The sequence below is a fragment of the Streptomyces sp. ADI95-17 genome, assembly GCF_003846175.1.
Taxonomy (GTDB): Bacteria; Actinomycetota; Actinomycetes; order Streptomycetales; family Streptomycetaceae; genus Streptomyces; species Streptomyces sanglieri.
In genome coordinates this window covers 87656-108268 of sequence record NZ_ML123056.1, presented here as the reverse complement: position 1 = coordinate 108268, position 20613 = coordinate 87656, and the positions used below count along the sequence as shown (strand labels likewise).

The following is a 20613-nucleotide window of genomic DNA, read 5'->3' as shown; positions in this document are numbered from 1 at the left end:
GGGCGGCGACGGCTATCTGGAGCTGGACGGCGCCCTGTTCGGGCAGGACGAGCGGGGCGGCAATGATCAGTTCGTCGAGGTGGGGGCAGCCGGTTTCGTCGCCGGCCCGTACGACGGCGTCGACGAGTGCGGTGCCGGGCACCAGGACGGCGCCGCCCACGGTGTGGTCGGCGAGCCAGGCGTGGGTGGACAGGGAGAGCCTGCCGGTGCAGAGCACTCCGCCGCTGTCGGGCAGGGTGACGAGGCCGCGCAGCAGCGGGTGTGCCGCGTCGGCGAGTCCGGCCGCGCCGGCGTCGCCCGCCGCCGTGCCGGAGTCCAGCCAGTAGCGGCGGCGTTGGAAGGCGTAGGTGGGCAGGTCGACGCGGCGGGCGGCGCTGCCGGTGAACAGCGGGGCCCAGTCCACGGGTACGCCGCGGACGTGCAGCCGTGCGAGCGCGGAGACGACGGCCCGCGGTTCGCTCTGGTCGCGCCGCAGCGTGGGCACGGCGGCGACGGCTTCGCCCGCTTCGGCGAGGCAGTCCTGGACCATCGCGGTGAGCACTCCGCCGGGGCCCAGTTCGAGGAACGTACGGACTCCGTGGTCGTGGAGGGTGCGTACGGCGTCGTGGAAGCGGACGGGCTGTCGGATCTGGTCGGTCCAGTAGTCGGGCGAGCACAGTGTCTCGGCGTCTACGGACGTTCCGGTTCTGGTCGAGACGAAGGCAATGGTGGGCGGCCGGAAGGTGAGCCGTTCCACGACGGCGCGGAAGCCGTCGAGCATCGGCTCCATGAGCGGCGAGTGGAAGGCGTGGCTGACGTGGAGCCGCTTGGTGACGTGGCCGCGTGCGGCGAGTTCCTCGGCCAGCCGCAGGACTTCGGTCTCGTCGCCGGAGAGCACCACGGACGAGGGGCCGTTGACCGCGGCGACGCTGACCTGGCTCTCAAAGCCGGCGAGCAGTGGCAGCACGTCGTCCTCGGTCGCGTCCACCGCGACCATGGAGCCGCCGTGCGGGAGCGCCTGCATGAGCCTGCCGCGCGCGGCGACCAGGGCACAGGCGTCGGTCAGCGAGAGCACTCCGCCGACGTGCGCGGCGGCGAGTTCACCGACCGAGTGTCCGGCGACGGCGTCGGGCCGTACTCCCCAGGACTCCATGAGCCGGTACAGCGCCACTTCCACGGCGAACAGCGCGGCCTGGGCCATCGCGGTCTGTTCCAGGAGCGTCGGGTCGTCGCCGAAGACCACGTCGCGCAGGGGGTGGCGCAGCCGTGGGTCCAGTTCGGCGCACACCTCGTCGAAGGCTTCGGCGAACACCGGCTGGGTGGCATCCAGCTCGCGGCCCATGCCGATGCGCTGGGCGCCCTGTCCGGTGAAGAGCACCGCGCAGCGTCCGGTGGCCGAGGCGCCCTGGGTGAGCGCGGCGGCCTGTTCGCCGCGGGCCAGGGCCCGCAGTCCGGCGAGGAGCCCGTCCCTGTCGTCGGCGACGACGACGGCCCGGTGCTCCAGGGCGGAGCGGGAGGTGAGGGAGTACGCGATATCGACGGCATCGGGCGCCAGTGGCGCTTCGGCGAAGTCCACGAGGCGTTCGGCCTGGGCGCGCAGCGCCTGCGGGGTGCGGCCGGAGAGCAGCCACGGCACGGCGGGCAGCTGCTGCGATCGGGTCGGGTCGTCGGCATGCTGCGGGGCCCCGGCGGAGGGGGGCCCGTCCTCGGCGGGGGCCTGTTCGAGGATGACGTGGGCGTTGGTGCCGCTGATGCCGAATGACGACACTCCGGCCCGTCGTGCCCGGTCGTCGACGGACCAGTCGCGGGGCTCGGTGAGCAGTTCGACGGCGCCGGTGGTCCAGTCGATGTGCGGGGAGGGCTCGTCGACGTGCAGGGTCCGCGGCAGCACACCGTGCCGCATCGCCATCACCATCTTGATCACGCCTGCCACGCCGGCGGCGGCCTGGGTGTGGCCGATGTTGGACTTCAGGGATCCCAGCCACAGCGGGTGGTCCGACGGCCTGTCCTGGCCGTAGGTGGCGAGGAGGGCGTGCGCCTCGATGGGGTCGCCCAGGGTGGTGCCGGTGCCGTGTGCCTCCACGGCGTCCACGTCGGCCGCGGTCAGCCCGGCGTCGGCGAGGGCCTGCCGGATGACGCGCTGCTGCGATGTGCCGTTGGGGGCGGTGAGTCCGTTGCTCGCGCCGTCCTGGTTGATGGCCGTACCGCGTACGACGGCCAGGACCGGGTGGCCGTTGCGGCGGGCGTCGGACAGCCGCTCGACGAGCAGGAGGCCCGCTCCCTCGGACCAGCCGGTGCCGTCGGCCGAGGCGGCGAAGGCACGGCACCTGCCGTCGGTGGACAGCCCCTGCTGCCGGGAGAACTCGACGAATCCGTCCGGTGTCGCCATCACCGTCACGCCGCCGGCCATGGCCAGGTCGCACTCGCCCGACCGCAGGGCCTGGCAGGCCATGTGCAGGGAGACGAGGGACGACGAGCAGGCCGTGTCCACGGTGACGGCGGGACCTTCGAGGCCGAGGGTGTACGCCACGCGTCCGGAGAGCACGCTCGCCGCGTTGCCGGTGACGAAGTACCCTTCGACGCCGCGCCGGTCGGGGCTCTGTCCGGCGCCGTAGTCCTGATGCATGGCGCCGACGAACACGCCGGTCCTGCTGCCGTGCAGGGACTGCGGGTCGATGCCCGCCCGCTCCAGGACCTCCCACGCCGTCTCCAGGAGCAGCCGCTGCTGAGGGTCCATCGCCAGCGCCTCGCGCGGCGAGATCCCGAAGAACGCGGCGTCGAAGTCGCCCGCGTCGTAGAGGAAACTCCCGTGCCGGACGTACGACTTGCCGGTCTTGGCGGGGTCGGGGTCGTAGAGGTCGTCGACGTTCCAGCCGCGGTCGGCGGGGAACGCGGCCACGGCGTCGCCGCCGGCGTCGACGAGCTTCCACAGGTCTTCCGGGGAGGCGACGCCGCCCGGCAGTCTGGCGCTCATGCCGACGATGACGATCGGGTCGTCGTCGGGTCCCGCGGCGGCCGGGCCCGGCACGGGCGGCTGCTCAGGACCGGTCCCGAGCAGCAGGCCGCGCAGCCGGTCCGCGAGGGCCGTGGGCGTCGGGTGGTCGAAGACCAGCGTCGACGGCAGCGTCAGTCCGGCCGCCTCGGCCAGGCGGTTGCGCAGTTCGACGGCGGTCATGGAGTCGAAGCCCTGATCGCGGAAGGCGCGGGTGGCGTCGACGGCGTCGGCGCCGGTGTGGCCGAGCACGGCGGCGGCTTCGGCGCGGACCAGGTCGAGCACGGCCCGGTCGCGCTCGGGCCCGCTCAGCGCGGCGAGCCGGGCCGCCAGGCCGGTGGCGGGCCGCTGTTCGTCCCCGTCGGGCGTCGACGGCGCGGCCTGTGCGGCGCGCACGTCGGGCAGGTCCTGGAGGAGGGGGCTCGGGCGGCTCACGGTGAACGCGGCGTGGAACCGCGCCCAGTCCATGTCCGCCACGGCCACGCGGGTGTCGTCGTGCTCGACGGCGCGCACCAGCGCGGCGAGGGCGCTGTGCGGGTTCATGCCGAGCAGGCCGAGCCGCCGCAGTCGTTCGGCGGTGCCCGCCTCGGCGCCGAGCCCGATGCCGCCTCCCCACGAGCCCCAGGCCACGGCCGTAGCGGTCCGCCCTGCGGCGCGGCGCCGTTCGGCGAGGGCGTCGAGGTAGGCGTTGGCCGCGGCGTAGGCGCCCTGGCGGCCCGCTCCCCATACGCCGGCGCCGGACGACATGAGGACGAACGCGTCGAGGGGGGTGTCGCCGAGGAGTTCGTCGAGCAGTGCCGCGCCCGCGGCCTTGCCGGCCAGGACCCGAGTGAACTCCTGGGCGTCGGTGGCGTCCAGGGGGCTGTCCTGGCCCACGCCCGCGGCGTGCACCACCGCCGTGAGGGGGTGCTCGCCGGGGGCGTTCGTCAGGAGGTCCTTGAGGGTGTCGCGGTCGGTGGCCTCGCAGGCGGCGACCGTCACGCGGGTTCCCCGGGCGCGGAGTTCGGCGGCCAGTTCCTCGGCGCCCGGTGCGTGCGGGCCGCGCCTGCTGGTCAGGATCAGGTGTTCGGCGCCGGCCTCGGCGAGCCGGCGTGCCGCCTCGGCGCCGATGCCGCCGGTGCCGCCGGTGACCAGCACGGTGCCGTGCGGTTCCCATCGGCGGGCGGGGGGCGCGTCGCCGAGGGGTGCGGGTGTCAGGCGCTGTGCGAAGACGCCGGTCGGCCGTACGGCCAGCTGGTCCTCGCCGTCGCGCCGGCCGAGTGCTCCGGCCAGTCTGCTCAGGGCCCGCTCGTCGAGGGTCTGCGGCAGGTCCACAAGGCCGCCCCAGGTGTGCGGCCGCTCCAGGGCGGCGACCCTGCCGAGGCCCCACACCATGGCCTGTGACGGGCTGATCGCCGGTCCGCCGGGGCCGGTGGTGACAGCGCCGCGGGTGAGCGCCCACAGGAGAGCGCCGCTGTCCGTGTCGGCGAGGGCCTGCACCAGCGCGGCCGTTCCCGCCAGGCCCGCGGTGTGGCCGGGGGCCTCGGGCACGGCGCGTTCGTCGAGTGCGAGGAGGGACAGTACGCCGTCGAAGTCGCCCTTCTCCTGGGCGTGTTGCCGGATGACCTCGGCGAGTTCGCCGGCTTCGGCGTGGCGCGGGTCCACATCGATCCGCTCGAACCGCGCGCCCAGGGCCCGCAGACCATCGAGCAGCGTGTCCGTGTCCTGCCCGCCGGTAGCGGCGTCGGCGGCGCCCGCACCGGTGGTGGGGACGACGGCGAGCCAACGGCCCGTGAGGGTTCCCGCGGTGTCGCCGGCCAGCCGCCGCCAGGTCACGCGGTAGCGCCACGCGTCGGCGGCGGACCGCTCCCGGTGCCGTCTGCGCCAGTCGGAGAGCACCGGCAGCGCGGCGGCGAGCGCGCTCAGGTCGGCGCCCGGGTCCTGGCCTTCCGCGCTCAGGGTCGTGGCGAGGGCCTGCGGGTCGGCGCTGTCGACGGCTTCCCAGAACGCCGCTTCGGCGGGGTCCGCTGTCGCCGTGGCGCCGGGTTCGGGGGCCGCTTCGAGCCAGTAGCGGCGGCGCTGGAACGCGTAGGTGGGCAGTTCCACGCGGCGCGCGGCGGTGCCGTGCGGGGACGGCGAACAGCGCACCGGGAGGCCGCGCACCCAGGTGGCGGCGAGCGAGGTGAAGAAGCGCCGCAGGCCGCCTTCGTCGCGGCGCAGTGTGCCGCAGGCCAGTGCTTCGGCGCCGGTGTGCTCGACGGTCTCCTGGACCGCGGGGGTCAGCACCGGGTGCGAGCTGATTTCCAGAAAGAACCCGAAGCCCTGCGCCAGCAGGGCGCGGGTGGCCTCCTCGAAGCGGACGGTCTGGCGGAGGTTGCGGTACCAGTACCGCCCGTCGAGTTCGCGGGTGTCCAGCCAGCGGTTGTCGACGGTGGAGTAGAAGGGGATGTCCGAGGAGCGCGGGGCGATCGGCCGCAGGGCCCGGAGGAGTTCGTCCTCGATCTGTTCGACGTGCGCCGAGTGCGAGGCGTAGTCCACGGGGATGCGGCGCGCCCGCACCCCGTCCTCGGCGAGTTCGGCGGCGAGGGCGTCCAGCGCGTCGAGGGCGCCGGCGAGGACGACCGAGGAGGGGCTGTTGACCGCGGCCATGGCGATCTGTTCCCCGTACGCGGTGGCGGCAAGGCGCCGGGCGGCCTCGTCGGGGGCGAGTGCGACCGGCATCATGCCGCCGCGGCCTGCCAGGTGCTGGGCGATGGCCCTGCTGCGCAGCGCCACCACTCGGGCCGCGTCCGGCAGGGTCAGCGCCCCCGCCACGCAGGCGGCGGCGATCTCGCCCTGGGAGTGACCGAGTACCGCGTCCGGTTCGATGCCGTGGGAGCGCCACATCCGGGCTAGGGAGACCATGACGGCGAACGACGCGGGCTGTACGACGTCGCAGCGGTCGAGGGTGGGTGCTCCGGGGACCTGCCGGACGACGTCGAGGAGCGACCAGTCGACGTGCGGTGCGAGCGCGTCGGCGCACTCCGTCATGGCCTGGGCGAACACCGGTGAGGAGTCGAGGAGTTCGGCGCCCATGCCGGCCCACTGGGAGCCCTGGCCCGGCAGGACGAACACCACCTTGCCTTCGAGGTCCGCGCTGCCGGTGAGCACGCTCGGCGCGGGGGTGCCTTCGGCCAGGGCGGCAAGGCCGTGCCGGGCCTCTTCCCGGTCGGCGGCCACGACGACGGCCCGCTGCTCCAGGGCTGCGCGGGTGGTCGCCAACGCCTGGGCCACGTCGGTGAGTTCCTGCTCAGGCCGGGCGGTCAGATGGGCGTGGAGGCGGGCCGCCTGGGCCTGCAGCGCCTGGTGTCCACGCGCGGACACCGGCAGTGGCAGGGGGCCTTCGCCGTCCGTCCGCTCGCCGTCGCCGTCCGGGACGGGCGCGGGGACGTGTTCGAGGATGACGTGGGCATTGGTGCCGCTCACTCCGAAGGAGGAGACCGCGGCCCTGCGGGGCCGTCCCGTCTCCGGCCAGAAGCGTGCCTCGGTGAGCAGTTCGACCGCGCCCGCCGTCCAGTCGACGTACGAGGAGGGCTCGTCGACGTGCAGGGTCTGCGGCAGCACACCGTGCCGCATCGCCATGATCATCTTGACGACGCCGGCCACGCCCGCGGCGGCTTGTGCGTGCCCGATGTTGGACTTCAGCGATCCGAGCCACAGCGGGCGGTCCGCGGGCCGTCCCTGGCCGTAGGTGGCGAGGAGCGCCTGGGCCTCGATGGGGTCGCCCAGGGTGGTGCCCGTGCCGTGCGCCTCGACGGCGTCGACCTGGTCGGGGCTGAGCCGGGCCTGGGCCAACGCCTGCCGGATCACGCGCTGTTGGGCGGGCCCGCTGGGTGCGGTCAGGCCGTTGCTCGCGCCGTCCTGGTTGATCGCGGAGCCGCGCAGCAGTGCGAGGACCTGGTGGCCGTTGCGCCGTGCGTCCGACAGCCGTTCCAGGAGGAGTACGCCGACGCCCTCGGACCAGGAGGTGCCGTCCGCGGCCTCGGCGAACGCCTTGCACCTGCTGTCCGGGGCGAGCGCGCGCTGCCGGGAGAACTCGACGAACGAGCCGGGCTCGGCCATGACGGCCGCGCCGCCGGCCAGTGCCATGGTGCAGTCGCCCGCGCGCAGCGCCTGCGCCGCCAGGTGCAGGGCCACCAGGGAGGAGGAGCACGCGGTGTCGACGGTGATCGCGGGGCCTTCGAGGCCCAGGGTGTAGGCGACTCGGCCGGAGACGACGCTGCCCGCGGTGCCTGTCCCGAGATAGCCCTCGGTACCCTGCGGGGCCTGTGCGGCGCTGCTTCCGTAGTCGTGGTGCATCAGACCGGAGAAGACGCCGACGTGCTGGCCGCGCAGTGATGTCGGGTCGATGCCGGCCCGCTCGAAGACCTCCCAGGAGGTCTCCAGGAGCAGTCGCTGCTGCGGGTCCATCGCCAGCGCCTCGCGCGGCGAGATCCCGAAGAAGGCGGCGTCGAAGTCGCCCGCGTCGTGGAGGAATCCGCCCTCGCGGACGTACGTCGTTCCCTGCCGGTCGGGGTCGGGGTCGTAGAGGGAGTCGATGTCCCAGCCGCGGTCGGCGGGGAACTCGGTGACGGCGTCGAGGCCCTGCTCCACCAGCTGCCACAGCTGTTCGGGAGAGGTGACGCCGCCCGGCAGTCGGCAACCCATGGCCACGATGGCGACGGGGTCGTCGTCGGCTGCCGCCGTGACCACGGGGACGGGGACCGGCAGGGCGGTGTCGTCCAGGAGGACGTCGCGCAGGTGGCGGGCGAGCGCGGCCGGGGTGGGGTGGTCGAAGGCCGCGGTGGCCGCAAGGCGCAGGCCGGTCGCCTCGGCCAGCCTGCCGCGCAGCTGGACGGCGCCCACGGAGGTGAAGCCGTGCTCCTTGAACGCCCGGTCGGCACCGATGGCCTGGCCGCCGGGCAGGCCGAGGACCTGCGCGGCGTGGGTGCGTACGAGGTCGAGGAGCACGCGGTCGCATTCGGCGTCCGGCAAGGCGGTGAGCTCCTGGCGCAGGGCGGCGCCGTCGGCGCTGCCCCGGGGGGCCGAGCGCTCGGTCACCTCGATGATGTCGCGGAGCAGCGCGGGTATCTCGTCGGCGCGCAGCGCCTCGGGGACCGTGCGCAGCGCCACCAGGACGGCGTGGTCGGCGGTCCTTGCCGCGTCGAGCATGGCCCGGCAGTCGTGCGCGGAGAGCCTGCCGATGCCCGTGCGGGGCGCCGGGGCGCCGTCGGCGCCGAGTCCGTCGCCGGGGCCCCACGCCAGGGAGAGCGCGGGTTGCCCGGCCGCGCGGCGGTGCTGGGCCAGGGCGTCGAGGAAGGCGGCGGCCGCGCCGTGTTCGGACTGCCCGGCCGCGCCGAGCAGTCCGGCCGCCGAGGAGAAGAGCACGAAGGCGGCGGGGTGGTCGTCGGTGGTCAGCTCGTGCAGGTTGAGGGCGGCCGCCGCGGCGGCGGGCAGGAAGCCGGTGGTCCGCGGGTCCTGGCGGCCCCAGGTGTGGAACACGGCGGTGAGGGGCCGTTTGCTGCGTGCCAGTACGTCCGCGAGCGCGGCGCGGTCGGTGAGGTCGCAGGCCTCCAGGGAGACCCGGGCGCCGGCGCGGGTCAGCTGGGCTTTGAGGTCGGCCGCGGCGCTGTCCGCCTCCCCTCCCCTGCTGACCAGCAGCACATGGCGTACGCCGTGGCCGATGACCAGGTGGCGGCCGGCCTCGGCGGCGGCCGCGCCGTCGGCCTCGCTGATCAGTACGGTGCCCCGGGGGTCGAGGGCGGGTTCGCGCTCGCCGGCCGCTAGGGTCGCCGCGCGTGCGAACCGGGGCAGCAGGACGACTCCGGAGCGCACCGCGAACTGCGGCTCGTCGTGGGAGAGGGCGAGCGGCAGCGCGGCGGCGGTCTGCTCGTCGCCGCCGTCCAGGTCGGCCAGGACGAGACGGCCGGGGTGTTCCGCCTGGAGGCACCGCGCGTGGCCCCACAGGGCGCTCTGCCACAGGTCGGCGATGTCCTCGTCGGGCGCGGCGGCGACCGCCCGGCGGGTCGTCAGGAGCAGTGCGCCGTCGGCGAACCGCTCGTCGCGGAGCCAGTCCTCCAGCTCGCGGGCGTGGTGCCGCGCTCCGTCGTGCCCGGCGCCCCGTCCCGCGGCGAGCACGGTGACGTCCGGGGCGGGTGCGCCTGCCGTCACCGCGGTGCGCAGGGCCGCCGGGTCGGGGTACGCGGTCACTTCCAGGCCGCGGGTGAGGAGTCCGGCGGTGAGGTGCGCGGTGTCCTGGCCGACCAGCGCCCAGCGTCCCGCAGGCACGGCCGGTGGGGGGACGGAGGTCAGGGGGACCCAGTCGAGGCGGAACAGCGACTCGTAGTGGCTGGTGCCGGACGCGCGCAGCCTGGCGGGCTGTTCGAGCAGGACATGGCGGGTGATCTTGCCGGATGCGGTGCGGGGCACCTCGGCGATCTCGTAGAGCTCCTCGGGCACCTTGAAGTACGAGAGCTGTTCCCGGCAGGCGGCGAACAGGGCCTGCGGGTCGAGTCCTTCGGGGCCGGGGACGATGCAGGCCACCGGTACTTCACCGAGCGTCTCGTGCGGTTTGCCGACGACGGCGACATCGGCCACGCCCGGCACCCGCCGCAGCACCGCCTCGACCTCGCCGGGGTGGATGTTCTCGCCGCCCCGGATGATCAGTTCCTTGATGCGGCCGGTCACCGTGAAGTACCCGGCGGCGTCGCGGCGGGCCAGGTCGCCGGTGCGGTACCAGCCGTCCTGGATCGCCTGGGCGGTGGCCTCGGGCTGGTTGTGGTACCCGGCCATCACGCTCGGGCCGCTCACCCAGACCTCGCCCTCGGTCCCGCTGCCCACATCCAGGCCCGTCTCCGGGTCCACCAGGCGCACGCCGAGGCCGGGTACGGGCAGGCCGCAGGAGCCCTCGACGCGGGCGCCGCTGGGCCAGTTGATCGTGATCGAGCCGCAGGTCTCCGTGCTGCCGTACGCGTCGAGCAGCGGGGCGCCGAACGCCTCCTCGAAGGAACGGCGCAGCTCCGCCGTGGTGATCGCGCCGCCGACCAGGCACATGCGCAACTCCGGCGCGGTGAAGCCCTGTCGGCGGGCGGCCCGGACCAGGTGGTGGTACATGGTGGGCACTCCGGCCAGGAAGGTGGCGGAGTCCTCCCTGAGCGCGTCGAGGACTTCTTCGGCCTCGAACCCGTCGACGATCCTCGCGCTCGCGCCGACCGCGGTGACACCCAGCACGCAGGCGATGTGGGACAGGCTGTGGAAGAGCGGCAGCGGCCACAGCACGCGGTCGTCGGCGGACAGTCCGGGGACGGGGGCGTAGCAGGCGGCCACGGACCACAGACAGTTGCGCTGTGTGGACAGCACGCCCTTGGGCCGGCCGGTGGTGCCCGAGGTGTAGAGCATCCAGGCCAGGTCGTCGAGTCCGAGGTCGTCCCGTGGCCCGGTGGCGGGTTCGGTGGTGGCCAGCGCCTCGAAGGCGAGGCTTCCCGCGGGCGCGTCGGCGGGTACGCCGCGGCTGCCGATGACCACGACGCGCAGGTCGCGGCGGTCCTCCAGGAGGCGGGCGAGCTGCGGGAGGTGGGCGGTGTCGGTGATGATGACGCGGGCGCCGCTGTCGTCGAGGAGGTGGGCCAGTTCGGCATCGGTGGCACGGGGGTTGAACGGCGAGCCGATCGCGCTGGCCCGGGTGATGGCGAGGTAACTCTCCACCATCTCCACGCAGTTGCCGAGGCAGATGGCCGCACGGTCCCCCGGCTGCAGCCGCAGTCCCGCGAGGTGGCCCGCCAGCCGTCCGGTGCGTTGTTCCAGCTCGGCGTAGGTCACGCTCCTGCGGGCGTCCCGAAAGGCGACCTTGCCCCCGAACCGATCGGCGTGTGCCCGCAGGAGTTCGGGCAGCGGCCGGATCAGTTCAGTACGCAACATGTCACCACATCCGTCGGTTGAGCGGAGTACCTCGCGCGGCCCGTATCCGCCGCCGGCTCACGGCGCAGGGCCGGTCGTCGATCAGTGTCGCGGCACGGCGTGCTGTTCTGTACCCCTGTCCTCCCCCTAGGTCATCCCTATGTTTCTCCCGTACCGCGAAGGAGGAGTTCTCAGAACCCCGGCGCGAAGAACTCCCCGGGGCGGTGAATTCTTGGGCTCCACGCATTCGGCACCGCCTCGGTACACGCATTTCGCAATGCGGCCGAATTGTGCGCCGTGAACAATGCGAGGGCCCGGCCGTCGTGGACGGCCGGGCCCTGCCGCTGGTGCGGTCAGTCGGCGGCGACCGCCGGGCACAGAGCGAGCAGATCGGCGGGCTCGCGCAGCACGGCGTCGGGCCCGGCGGCCAGCAGGGCGGCCGCGTCGCTCTCGCCCCACAGGACCGCGACGGCCGCCACGTCGGCGCCGCGGGCGCTGGCCAGGTCGGTCACGGCGTCGCCGACCATCATCGCGCTGTGTGCCTCGGCGCCGAGCAGGTCGAGGGCGTGCAGCACGATGTCCGGTGCGGGCTTGGGGTGGGCGATCTCGTCGGAGCCGATGACGTGGTCGAACAGGTCGAGGACGCCGAGCTGTTGGAGCAGCGAACGGGCCCGGGGGCCGCTCTTGCCCGTGGCCACGGCGAGCCGGAAGCCCCGCTCGCGCAGGGTGCGCAGCAGCTCGGGGACCCCGTCGAACATCGGGACCAGGTGGGCCATGCGGTAGCTCTCGCGGACGAAGGGCTCCTCCATCTCCAGCGGGAGGTCCATGATCCGCATGATGTCGGGGAAGTAGCGGCCCAGGTGGCGGTTGTACTCCTCGAACGGCGCCGGGCCCTCGCCCACGACCTCCGCGTAGGCGATCGAGAACGCCTTGCGCATCACCTCGGTGCTGTCCACGATGACCCCGTCGAGATCGAAGACCACGACGCTCTTGGGGTGTTCCAGGGGTGCGGTGGTCACGGTCGAGGTTCCCTGGGTGAGGCCGGTGACGCGCGGGTCCATGCGGTACTCCCTCGTTGTCGCGTGCCGCCGGGCGGCGCCTCCGCGGGCCGAGGCGTAGAGGCGTTCGATGACCCCGATGGTCCTGCGGGCCTCGGCGACGGCCCGGCCTCTGCTGTCAGGGTCGGCCAGCTCGGCCGGGAGCGCGTCGAGTTGCCGGTCGTACTCGGCGCCGATCGGGTCCTGTGCGACGGGTACCTCGGTGCTCTCTCCGTCGCGGGTGTGCGTGAGGACCGATCCGTCGTGGCGGTTCGGGCTGAAGCCGAAGGTGCAGCGGAGTGTCGTGGTGCCCTCGCTGCCCTCCACACGGATGAGTGTGACGTCGCGCGGTTCGTGCGAGGCCCAGCTCGCGCGCAGCGAGACGGAGACGCCGTCCTCCGTGACGAGGAATCCGCGCGCGGTGTCCTCGACGTCGGCGACCGCCTCCGGTGCGCCGTCCGGCTCCTCGTCGTTGCGCCAACGGGCTTGTGCGGCCGAGCTGTTGACGAAGTCGCCGGAGACCGTGCCGGAGACCTGCTCGACCGCGGTGTCGCCGAGCAGCGGCGAGACGGTGTCGAGCAGGTGCCAGCCGAGGTCCACCAGCGCGCCGCCGCCCGAGAGCTGGGCCTGGGTGAACCAGCCGCCCGCGTCCGGCACTCCGCGCGCCCTGACCCAGGACGCGTCGATGTGGCGGATGCGCCCCACGGAGCGGGCCTGTTCGTACAGGGCGCCGATGTCGGCGCGGAAGCGGGCCGCGCTGCCGGCCAGCAGGACGGCGCCGCCCTCGCGCTCGGCGGCGGCCAGCCGGTCCGCCTCCTCGGAGGTGAGGCACACCGGCTTCTCCACGAATACGGATATGCCCTTGGCCAGCAGCTTCTCCGCGATGTCGGCGTGCAGGTGGTTGGGCACCGCGACGACCGCGAGGTCCACGGAGTCCGGGGCGAGCTCCACAACGTCCGTGTGCAGCGGGATGCCTCGGTGCTCGGGGCCTTCGAGTGCCGGGTCCACTACGGCGGTGACTTCGTAGGACGGGTGCCCGATGAGCCTGGGCAGCCAGATCGACCGGCCCGCCCAGCCGAGACCGACCACCACCGTGCGTACGGGCCTCCCGCCCGCCGGCCCACCGATCGGCTGCTCGTTCATGCCGTGGCCACGGTCTCGGCGATCACGGACGCGATGTCGTGCATCTGCTGTTCGGTGCCGAGCAGGGTGCGGTGGTGCAGCCAGATGGAGTCCCGCGTCAGGGCCTCGGAGTTCGGGCACCGGTTGGCCAGCTCGTCCACCGAGAGGTCCGGGGCGTTGGTCTCCCAGAACCCGTCGCTGCGGTAGACGGCGCGGAAGCCGACGAAGGCCGGCAGACCGCGCTCGATCAGGGTGTCCACGAGGGCGTTGCGCCGCTCCTCGCCGAGCTCGGGGACCCGGAACATGGCCATGTAGTGCGGGTTGCGGTCGTTGCGCTCGTCCCGGGACTGCGGCACGACGCCCGGTATCTCGGCGAGCAGGCTCGCAAGGAGCGGCCACCGCCGTTCGCGCGTGTCGATCTGATCGGCCAGGCGGCCCAGTTGGGCGCGCAGCACCGACGCCGAGAACTCGTTCAGGCGGAAGTTCGAACCGGATGTGCCGTGGAAGTACTTGCGGTCGGTGCGCGGTCGCCCGCAACTGTGCCGCAGGAAAGCGGCCTCGTACAGCTCGGCGTCGGGGAAGAGCACCGCGCCGCCCTCGCCCGCGGTCATCAGCTTGCCGTTCTGGAAGCTGAAGGCGGCGACGGAGCCGAGCTCGCCGACCTTCTGACCGCGCCACTGCGCGCCATGGGCGTGCGCGGCGTCCTGGATCAGCGGCACGCCGGAGTCGGCCGACAGCTTCTGCAGGGCGTCCATGTCGGCGAAGTGCCCGGCCATGTGCACCGGCATGATGGCCCGGGTCCGGGGGGTGATGGCCGCCTCGACGGCAGCCGGGTCGAGGCAGTAGGTGTCCAGGTCGACGTCGACGGGGACGGCGACGGCCCCCAGCCGCTGCGCCGCCTGCGAGGACGAGATGAACGTGAAGGCGGGGACGATGACTTCGGTTCCCGGGCCGACTCCGAGCACCTGCAGCGCAAGCTCCAGGGCGTGCGTGCCGTTGGTCACCGCGAGCGCGTAGGGAGCGCCGTGGTACTCGGCGAACTCCCGCTCGAAGGTGTCGACCTCGCTGCCCCCCATCCGCCACCACTGGCCCTGTTCCAGCGCACGTTGCAGCCCCGTCCGCTCGGTGTCGCCGAACTGGGGCCAGGCGGGGAATTCAAAAGTCTGCGGTGAACGACCGGTCATGATCTCCACACTTCCTCACGGATTCGCTTCACTTGAGCCCGAAGCTATCGCAGGAAAAGAATCACCCACCCCCCTCTGTGACCCCCTAGAACCCCCCTCGATGAGAACTCGCGACGACAATTGACGACACTTCAAAAATGGCCCCCCTGTCCGCCATTCGGCAGACAGGGGGCGCACTGGAATTCGTAGGGGTTCTCAATTCTGTGCGCCGCCCTAAAATTCAGGAAGGTCGCCGCCGCGCGCTTCCCCCTGGCTCGCCCTGGCGCCCCGTCGTACGGCCCGGCCCGCGTCCCCCCGTCGCGGTCCGGGCCCTCTCCGTGTGGTGACCGTCTGGCACCGGAGGGGTGAGCCCGGCCGGGTGGAGGTGTGGGCCCGGCCCCGAGACCGCAGGGCCCGGCCGGGTGGAGGCGTGAATTCTGCCCCGGAGCGTACGGATCACACGGCAGGGAGGGCGTAGAGCCGCTTCCCGTGCATCACGGCCAAACGGTCGCCCCCAGCCACCACGTACCACTGCTGGATGTCGCCGGACTTGTCGTTGTAGGTCCAGCGCAGCTTTCCGGTCGCCACGTCGAAGGCGTGCACGCCGCCGTCCTTGTCGAACTCGGTCGCGCCGTACAGGGTGCCGTTCACCTTGGCGAACTGCCACGCCTGCGTCGCCTTGTCCCGCAGGTCCTCGTTATGCCAGATCTGCTTGCCCGTGGCGGGGTCCACCGCCCACATGCCGCGCGCACTGTCGGCCGCGTAGAGCACCCCGTCCAGGACATGCGGGTCGTTGAACGCGCTGAACTCCTCCGTCCGGAGCGACCAGCGTTCCTTGCCCCCGGCGAGGTCGAAGGCGCGCAGCCGCCTGCCGTCCGCCACGATCACCAGGTCCTTGTGGACGGCGAAGCGGCGGTTGTTGGACCGGCTGATCTTCTTCGTCCACAGCTGCCGGCCGGTCGCCGTGTCGCGGACGGTCACGTTCTCCCGGTAGTCCGTGTAGATCAGGCGCCCGTCGACGGCCGCGGCGGTGATGCCGAACTCCTCGGTCCCCGCGTCGCGCTGCTCGCGCCAGGCGATCTTGCCGGAGGTGGTGTCGATCGCGGCGATCACGTTGTTCGGCGTGGTGAAGTCCTTCTCCAGGATGCCGGCGAGTACGTACACATGACGGTCGTCGGCGGCGATCGGGCGCGGCTGCTCGTACTGCTTGCCCAGTCGGCTTCGCCAGGTTTCCTTGCCGGTGGCCGGATCCAGTCCCACCACGTCGCCGTCGTACTCGGCGCTGGCGAGGTAGAGCGTGCCGCCGCCGAAGATGAGCTTGGCACCGGGTGTGGTGACGCCGCGGCGCGACCACTTCTCCTTGCCGGTGGCCATGTCCCGTCCCACCAGCGGGTCGCCCGACACCAGGGCCACGTTCCCGGTCACCGCGAGCGCTTCGTTGCCGGACAGGCTGGTGTTCGCGGCTGCCGCGCGCCACAGCGGCTCGGGCGCGGTGCCCGGCGGCGGAGTGGTGAAACCGCCGCCCTTCTTGTCCCCGCCCGGCTTCGAGCTGCCGCTCGGTGTGCCCGCCGCCTCCTCGGGGCCGCACCCCACGAGTCCGGCCCCGAACACGGCCAGCCCCACCCCTGTCCCGGCCAGCCCGAGTATCCGCCTGCGCGACACCATGTGCCCGTCACGACCGCTCACGTCTGTTTCCTCTTCCGTCCCACTGTTCCGACGTCCCCCAGGGACCCCTTGAGCGCCGCCAGGCTAACCGGCGATTTTCGGCCGGACGCCGAATGGCACACAGCCGGGACACAGCCGTGAACCTCTCGTCACAGGGCAACCGTCGTGCGACCGGAGGCTGACGCCGGTAGATCTCGTGGTTGAGGTGAGCGCGTCAGAATCTACGGATCGCGGCCGATGGGCCGGGAGGCGCGGACGTGAAGGATGGATCACGCCACCACGGACCACCAACTCCCGGGAGAACACAGTGATTTCGATGCCCCCTCGCAGGACGACAGCCGTGCTCGCCGCGCTCGCCGTCTGCTTGCCCCTGGGCGGCGCCTCGGTCGCTTCTGCCTCTGCCGAGCCACGTGAGGCGAAGCCGGCGTACGCGAGCGTCACCGGAAGCGCGGAGTTCGTACTGCCCTACTACGAGGACGACGACATCCGCTCGTTCACGTTCGACGCGCACGCCGCCCCGTACAGCCGGCCGCTGCCCGGGATCCCCACGGGGCTCCCCACCGATGCCCGGGGCACGATAAGGATCTCCCACTACTCCGCCGAACAGAACACCACGTACACGTCCGAGGGGCGGGTGGACTGTCTGGTGACCGGTCCGCACACCGCGACGCTGACGGCGGTCATCACCGAGGTCGGCCCCGGTGGGCCGCCCGATGTCGGGCGCCGGCTCGGTTTCAGCGTCTACGACGGCGGCAAGGGCAGGGGACCGCGCTCCGGCGACCGTGTCGGGTTCTCCTGGAACGGTGTGAACCTGGTGCCGAACGGCGATGCCGCGCCCGAAGAGGCCACGGTCGGCACCTGCATGGCGCCCGCGCCGTACGCCCCGGTGACCAAGGGCGGCTACAAGGTCACGCACGCCGAACTGCCGCCGGTGCCCGGGGGTGCCGCCGCGGTGCGACGGAGCACGTCGTAGCCGATGAACTCGCCCGGGACCGGCGGGGCAACGGTCGGCCGTTGCCCCGCCGGTGGTTCTGCGGCGTCGGCCGACTACGCGCGGCGCCGACGACGGCGCGTGAACGCGAGCAGGCCGAACCCGAGGCCGCCCAGTACGGCGGCCGCGGCCGCGTACATGGTGACCTGCGCACCGGTGGTGGCGAGGGAGCCCTCGTCGTTGGACGGGGCCGGGGACGACTCGGCGGGTGCGGGAGTCGACTCGGATGCCGCGGGAGCCGGCTGGGACGGCTTCGTGGACTCGGTGGGCGAGGGCGTCGACTCGCCCGGCCGGGTCGGCGAGGGAGAGGCGGACTTGCCGGGCGTGGTCGGTGCGGGGGGCGCCGGCTTCTCGGGCTGGGACGGCTTGGGCTTGCACTTGAACGCCGGGGAGCCGGCCCACGGGTAGTTGTGGGTCTCGTTGCCCGAGCCGTGGGTCTTCACGTCGCCGCCGATGTACACGCGGCCGTTGGTGCTCGCGGTGAGATCGGCGGAGGCCTTGGGGGCGAGGAGCGACCCCATGAAGTTGCCCCCACCGCCGAGGGTGAGCGAGGTGGAGCCCTCGAAGTTGTACAGGATCCGCGAGGCGGCCTCGCCGAAGACGGGCGAGTCGTACGTGTCGGCGCGGTCCCCGTTGAAGCCGACGGACATCGGGGAGATGGACACCGTGTGGGATCCGGTCACGTTGACCACGACGGACGCGCCGTCCGGAATGCCTTCGAAGAAGAACGTCGAGGCGCCGTCGAGATCAGCGGCGGAGATCTCGAAGACCTGCAGGTTTCCCTTGCTCGCGCCGGTGCTCTTGAAGGTCACCGTGCCGCCTTCGCTCACGGTCGTGCCGGTGGGCTTCAGCGATCCGAGGGAGGACGACTCGTCGCTGATGGTCCGGTCGAACGTGTCGTAGGGGCTGAGGGCCTCCTTGGCTCCCACGCCCGACTTGCGCTCGCCGCCGTTCGTCTCCAGGTCGCCCTTCTCGTCGATCTTCTTGCCCACGTGGACGGAACCGCCGTAGCGGGGACCGGTCGTGAGGCCGTGTCCGACATCGACGGTCGTTCCCTTGGCTATCGACAGGTCCCCGCCGACGGCGAGCATCACATCGCCCGACTCCGGGAGGATGCCGGAGCCCGCGCCGACCCGGCCGACGTTGAACGTGCCTCCCGAGTCCTTCGCGAAGGTCGCGTCGCCCTTGACGACGAGCAGCCCCTCCGCCTCGGCCGAACCGCCGTCGACGGTGTAGTTCCCACCGGCGAAGAGGGCCACGTTGCCGTCGGTGAACTTCGGGTTGTGACCGATGCCCGGCACCTCACCGGAGGTCGGGCACGACTTCGACCTGTCGGAAACGTCGGTGGGAACGGCCGCATGGGAAGTTCCGCTGCCGAGCAGGCCGAGAGAGAGAACCAGCGCGACTGCGCCGCTTCTTCCCGCAACGGCACTTCCACTCATTCGCATAATTTTTCAACCTTGTCGTTGGAGAGTACGGGGCATTGTTTACGCCCCGCGGGAACCATGCGTGAAATCTGAATCGTCTTCACGCCGGAAGAACTACTACCGATTCCGCCCTCGCGGGGCCGCCTGGGCATAGGAATCGCGGTCGGACGAATCCGTCTCCGCCACGAGTGCCCCGCGGGTCATCGGCCCGTAGGTCCCGAGTTCTTCGGGAATGTTCCGTGCCTTCTGGAACCGGCTCAGCGCCACTTGAACATCCCGCGTGAAAATTCCGTCGGCCGACCCGAGGTACAGGTAGAGCTGGCCCAGCCGCTGCTGAAGGTCTTCGACCTCGGGGCCCGTACTGCCCAGACCGATGGTGTTCCGGTCCGCCGAACCGGTGTTCACGGGTGGCGAAGGGGGCGGTGGAGTGGGCGAGGGAGGCGGAGGAGGGGTGGCGGACCGCGAAGCCGATGCCGACGGCGCCACGGGGGTTTCGGAGACTTTCCGTACCGGGCTTGCGGGAATTTTCGTAGGAGCCGCGGACGGGGACATGCGAGGCGCCTCGTTCGAGGGCGACGGAGAGACGGAAGGGGAGGGGGCCGAGAAAGATGAGGAAATGTAGCCGGAATGCCGATTGGTTATCGCGTCACAGACCAGGTAGACAGCGATCGCGGCACCGATACCGGCCACCGTGACGCCGATCAGCAGCGCGGGATAACTCGTCCTCCCCTTGCCGCTTCCCTTGGCGCCGTCCTTTGCATTGCTCTTTACGGGAACCGGGTGCCGGACGGATTCGGTGGCATCCGGGCGGCGCGGGGCCTGTCGGGAGGGGAGCGGGGAGTGCCTCGGCCGGGAAACGGGAACGGTGTCGTCGAAGAGTTCGATGTCCGCTTCACGGACGCCGTGGCCGGCTTGATGAGGTGCGGCTATCTGGCCGAACACGAGCCTCTTGCCGGGCGGCATACAGTCACAGGCAGGCCCTGAGGCGGAGTCACGCTCCGATCCGCACGACGTGCATTGCTGAAAGCTCACTTACTCTGAGCTCCTTGTCCAAACGGGTCGGTTCATGGGCGCGATCAGGGCACGACGCGGACGGAAAGTCCACGTGGGCGGGGCGTTGGGCCGCAACAGCCGAGGTGACGGCCAGGGCAGCCGGGATGACGGCTGGGGGTGGCCGGGTGCACATCAAGTACTCCAGGTCATGGTGGAACAAGGGGGATGTTGTGGGGATGTGGTGACTCTGACGCACGTGAGAGTTGGGCGTCAACTAGCCGCAATCAGCCCCAAAAAAGACTTTTGGTGATGTGGCACCTTAAGCGGACTTTAAAATGTGTCGCACGTCACAGGAATGTTGGACTTTCGGGTCAGTGCATGACGAAGCAGCAGCCCGGCGGAGCGCGTCACGAAGCCGTCCCGGCCCCCGCCGGACGCACCGGAAACGCCGTGCGTGCCGGACGTGCCGATTCGTCAGCAGCCTGCCCGAGCACCCCGAAACGCGCCAGGCAGTGCCACACCTTCTTGACCGCCTGGGGATCGTGGCGGCCGTCCCGTGCCGCGTCCCCGACGACGCGCGGATCGAGTACGCCTGCGACGGCGAGCCGCGCGCCCAGGTCGACGTACTCCTGCCCCCGGTAGCCGGGGTGGAGGCGCAGCGTCTCGACCCCGAGGCGGAAACCCGGGTGCCACTCGACGGGGCAGCCGAGACGCCGCGCCGCGGTCTCGACCGCTGTGCCCCGGTAGCACGGGTCCAGGACCAGCGCCTCCACATGACGGTCCAGCAGGACCGGCCCGTGCACCTGGGCCTCGATGTAGTCGTCGAGGTCGTCCTGGCTGTCGGCCAGGGCCAGGCCGACGAGGCCCATGCGGGCCGCGACCCCGAAGTCCGAGGGTTCGAGGAAGCTGTCCGGGTAGCAGAACGTGGTCCGCGCCAGTGTCCCGGCGGTCAGCCGGAAGTGGGCGGAGCCGAACCGCGGTGCGCCTCCGACCGGCTTCCGGCGGAAGTTCAACGCCCCGTAGACGGGTCGCTCAGAAGCGGACGCCGCGTCGTACGCGCCGCCGAAGATCCTGCTCTCCCAGCGCCACCGGTCCCCGCCGGGATGGGCGGTCAGTCCCCCGTTGCTGGTCCCCGTGACGAACTGGGAGCGGTAGACCCCGTCTTCGGCGAGGGCATCGAGGATCGGCCTGCCGTGCAGCAGACGGTCCGGGTGGAAGTTGAGCGTCACCCGCAGCGCGGGGTCCAGCGGAGGGCCCGACGCGAGCTCCGCGACGTGATGGAGGGCCGTTGCCTGCGGTGTCCGGGACGCGTCGGGGCTCATCCGTGCAGTGTCCCCCGGGCCGATCGATC

The 20613-nt window shown here is 72.3% G+C and carries 6 protein-coding genes and 1 pseudogene; 1 reads left to right on the top strand and 6 read right to left on the bottom strand.

Translation table 11 applies throughout. The annotated features are described in order from the left end of the window. Positions 1-19 precede the first annotated feature (19 nt). The 4 genes and pseudogenes from EES42_RS47055 to EES42_RS42920 form a co-directional block, all read right to left on the bottom strand. A pseudogene (locus tag EES42_RS47055) lies at positions 20-10885 on the bottom strand (type I polyketide synthase); the annotation flags it as partial. A gap of 332 nt (positions 10886-11217) precedes the next feature. After that, complete coding sequence (locus EES42_RS47780) at positions 11218-13044, bottom strand: HAD-IA family hydrolase (protein ID WP_346775445.1); 1827 nt, start codon at positions 13042-13044, stop codon at positions 11218-11220. Continuing rightward, positions 13041-14207, bottom strand: a complete 1167-nt coding sequence (locus EES42_RS42925) for a DegT/DnrJ/EryC1/StrS family aminotransferase (protein WP_124723635.1) — start codon at positions 14205-14207, stop codon at positions 13041-13043. The genes EES42_RS47780 and EES42_RS42925 overlap by 4 nt, the downstream gene beginning before the upstream one ends. A 435-nt stretch (positions 14208-14642) precedes the next feature. After that, positions 14643-15851 carry a PQQ-binding-like beta-propeller repeat protein gene (locus EES42_RS42920; RefSeq protein ID WP_124723655.1) on the bottom strand — a complete coding sequence of 403 codons (1209 nt, stop codon included), beginning with the start codon at positions 15849-15851 and terminating at the stop codon, positions 14643-14645. A 316-nt stretch (positions 15852-16167) separates the two neighbouring features. On the opposite strand from EES42_RS42920, the gene EES42_RS42915 reads away from it, so the two are divergent. Beyond that, positions 16168-16824 (top strand): hypothetical protein, encoded by a 657-nt coding sequence (locus tag EES42_RS42915; protein WP_124723634.1) that lies wholly within the window; start codon positions 16168-16170, stop codon positions 16822-16824. 74 nt (positions 16825-16898) lie between these two features. Here the strand turns inward: EES42_RS42915 and EES42_RS42910 are convergent, their stop codons facing one another. Further along, positions 16899-18143 carry a choice-of-anchor A family protein gene (locus tag EES42_RS42910; protein WP_164495568.1) on the bottom strand — a complete coding sequence of 415 codons (1245 nt, stop codon included), beginning with the start codon at positions 18141-18143 and terminating at the stop codon, positions 16899-16901. Between the two features lie 1526 nt (positions 18144-19669). Continuing rightward, positions 19670-20584 carry a DUF3626 domain-containing protein gene (locus EES42_RS42900; RefSeq protein ID WP_124723631.1) on the bottom strand — a complete coding sequence of 305 codons (915 nt, stop codon included), beginning with the start codon at positions 20582-20584 and terminating at the stop codon, positions 19670-19672. Positions 20585-20613: the final 29 nt, after the last annotated feature.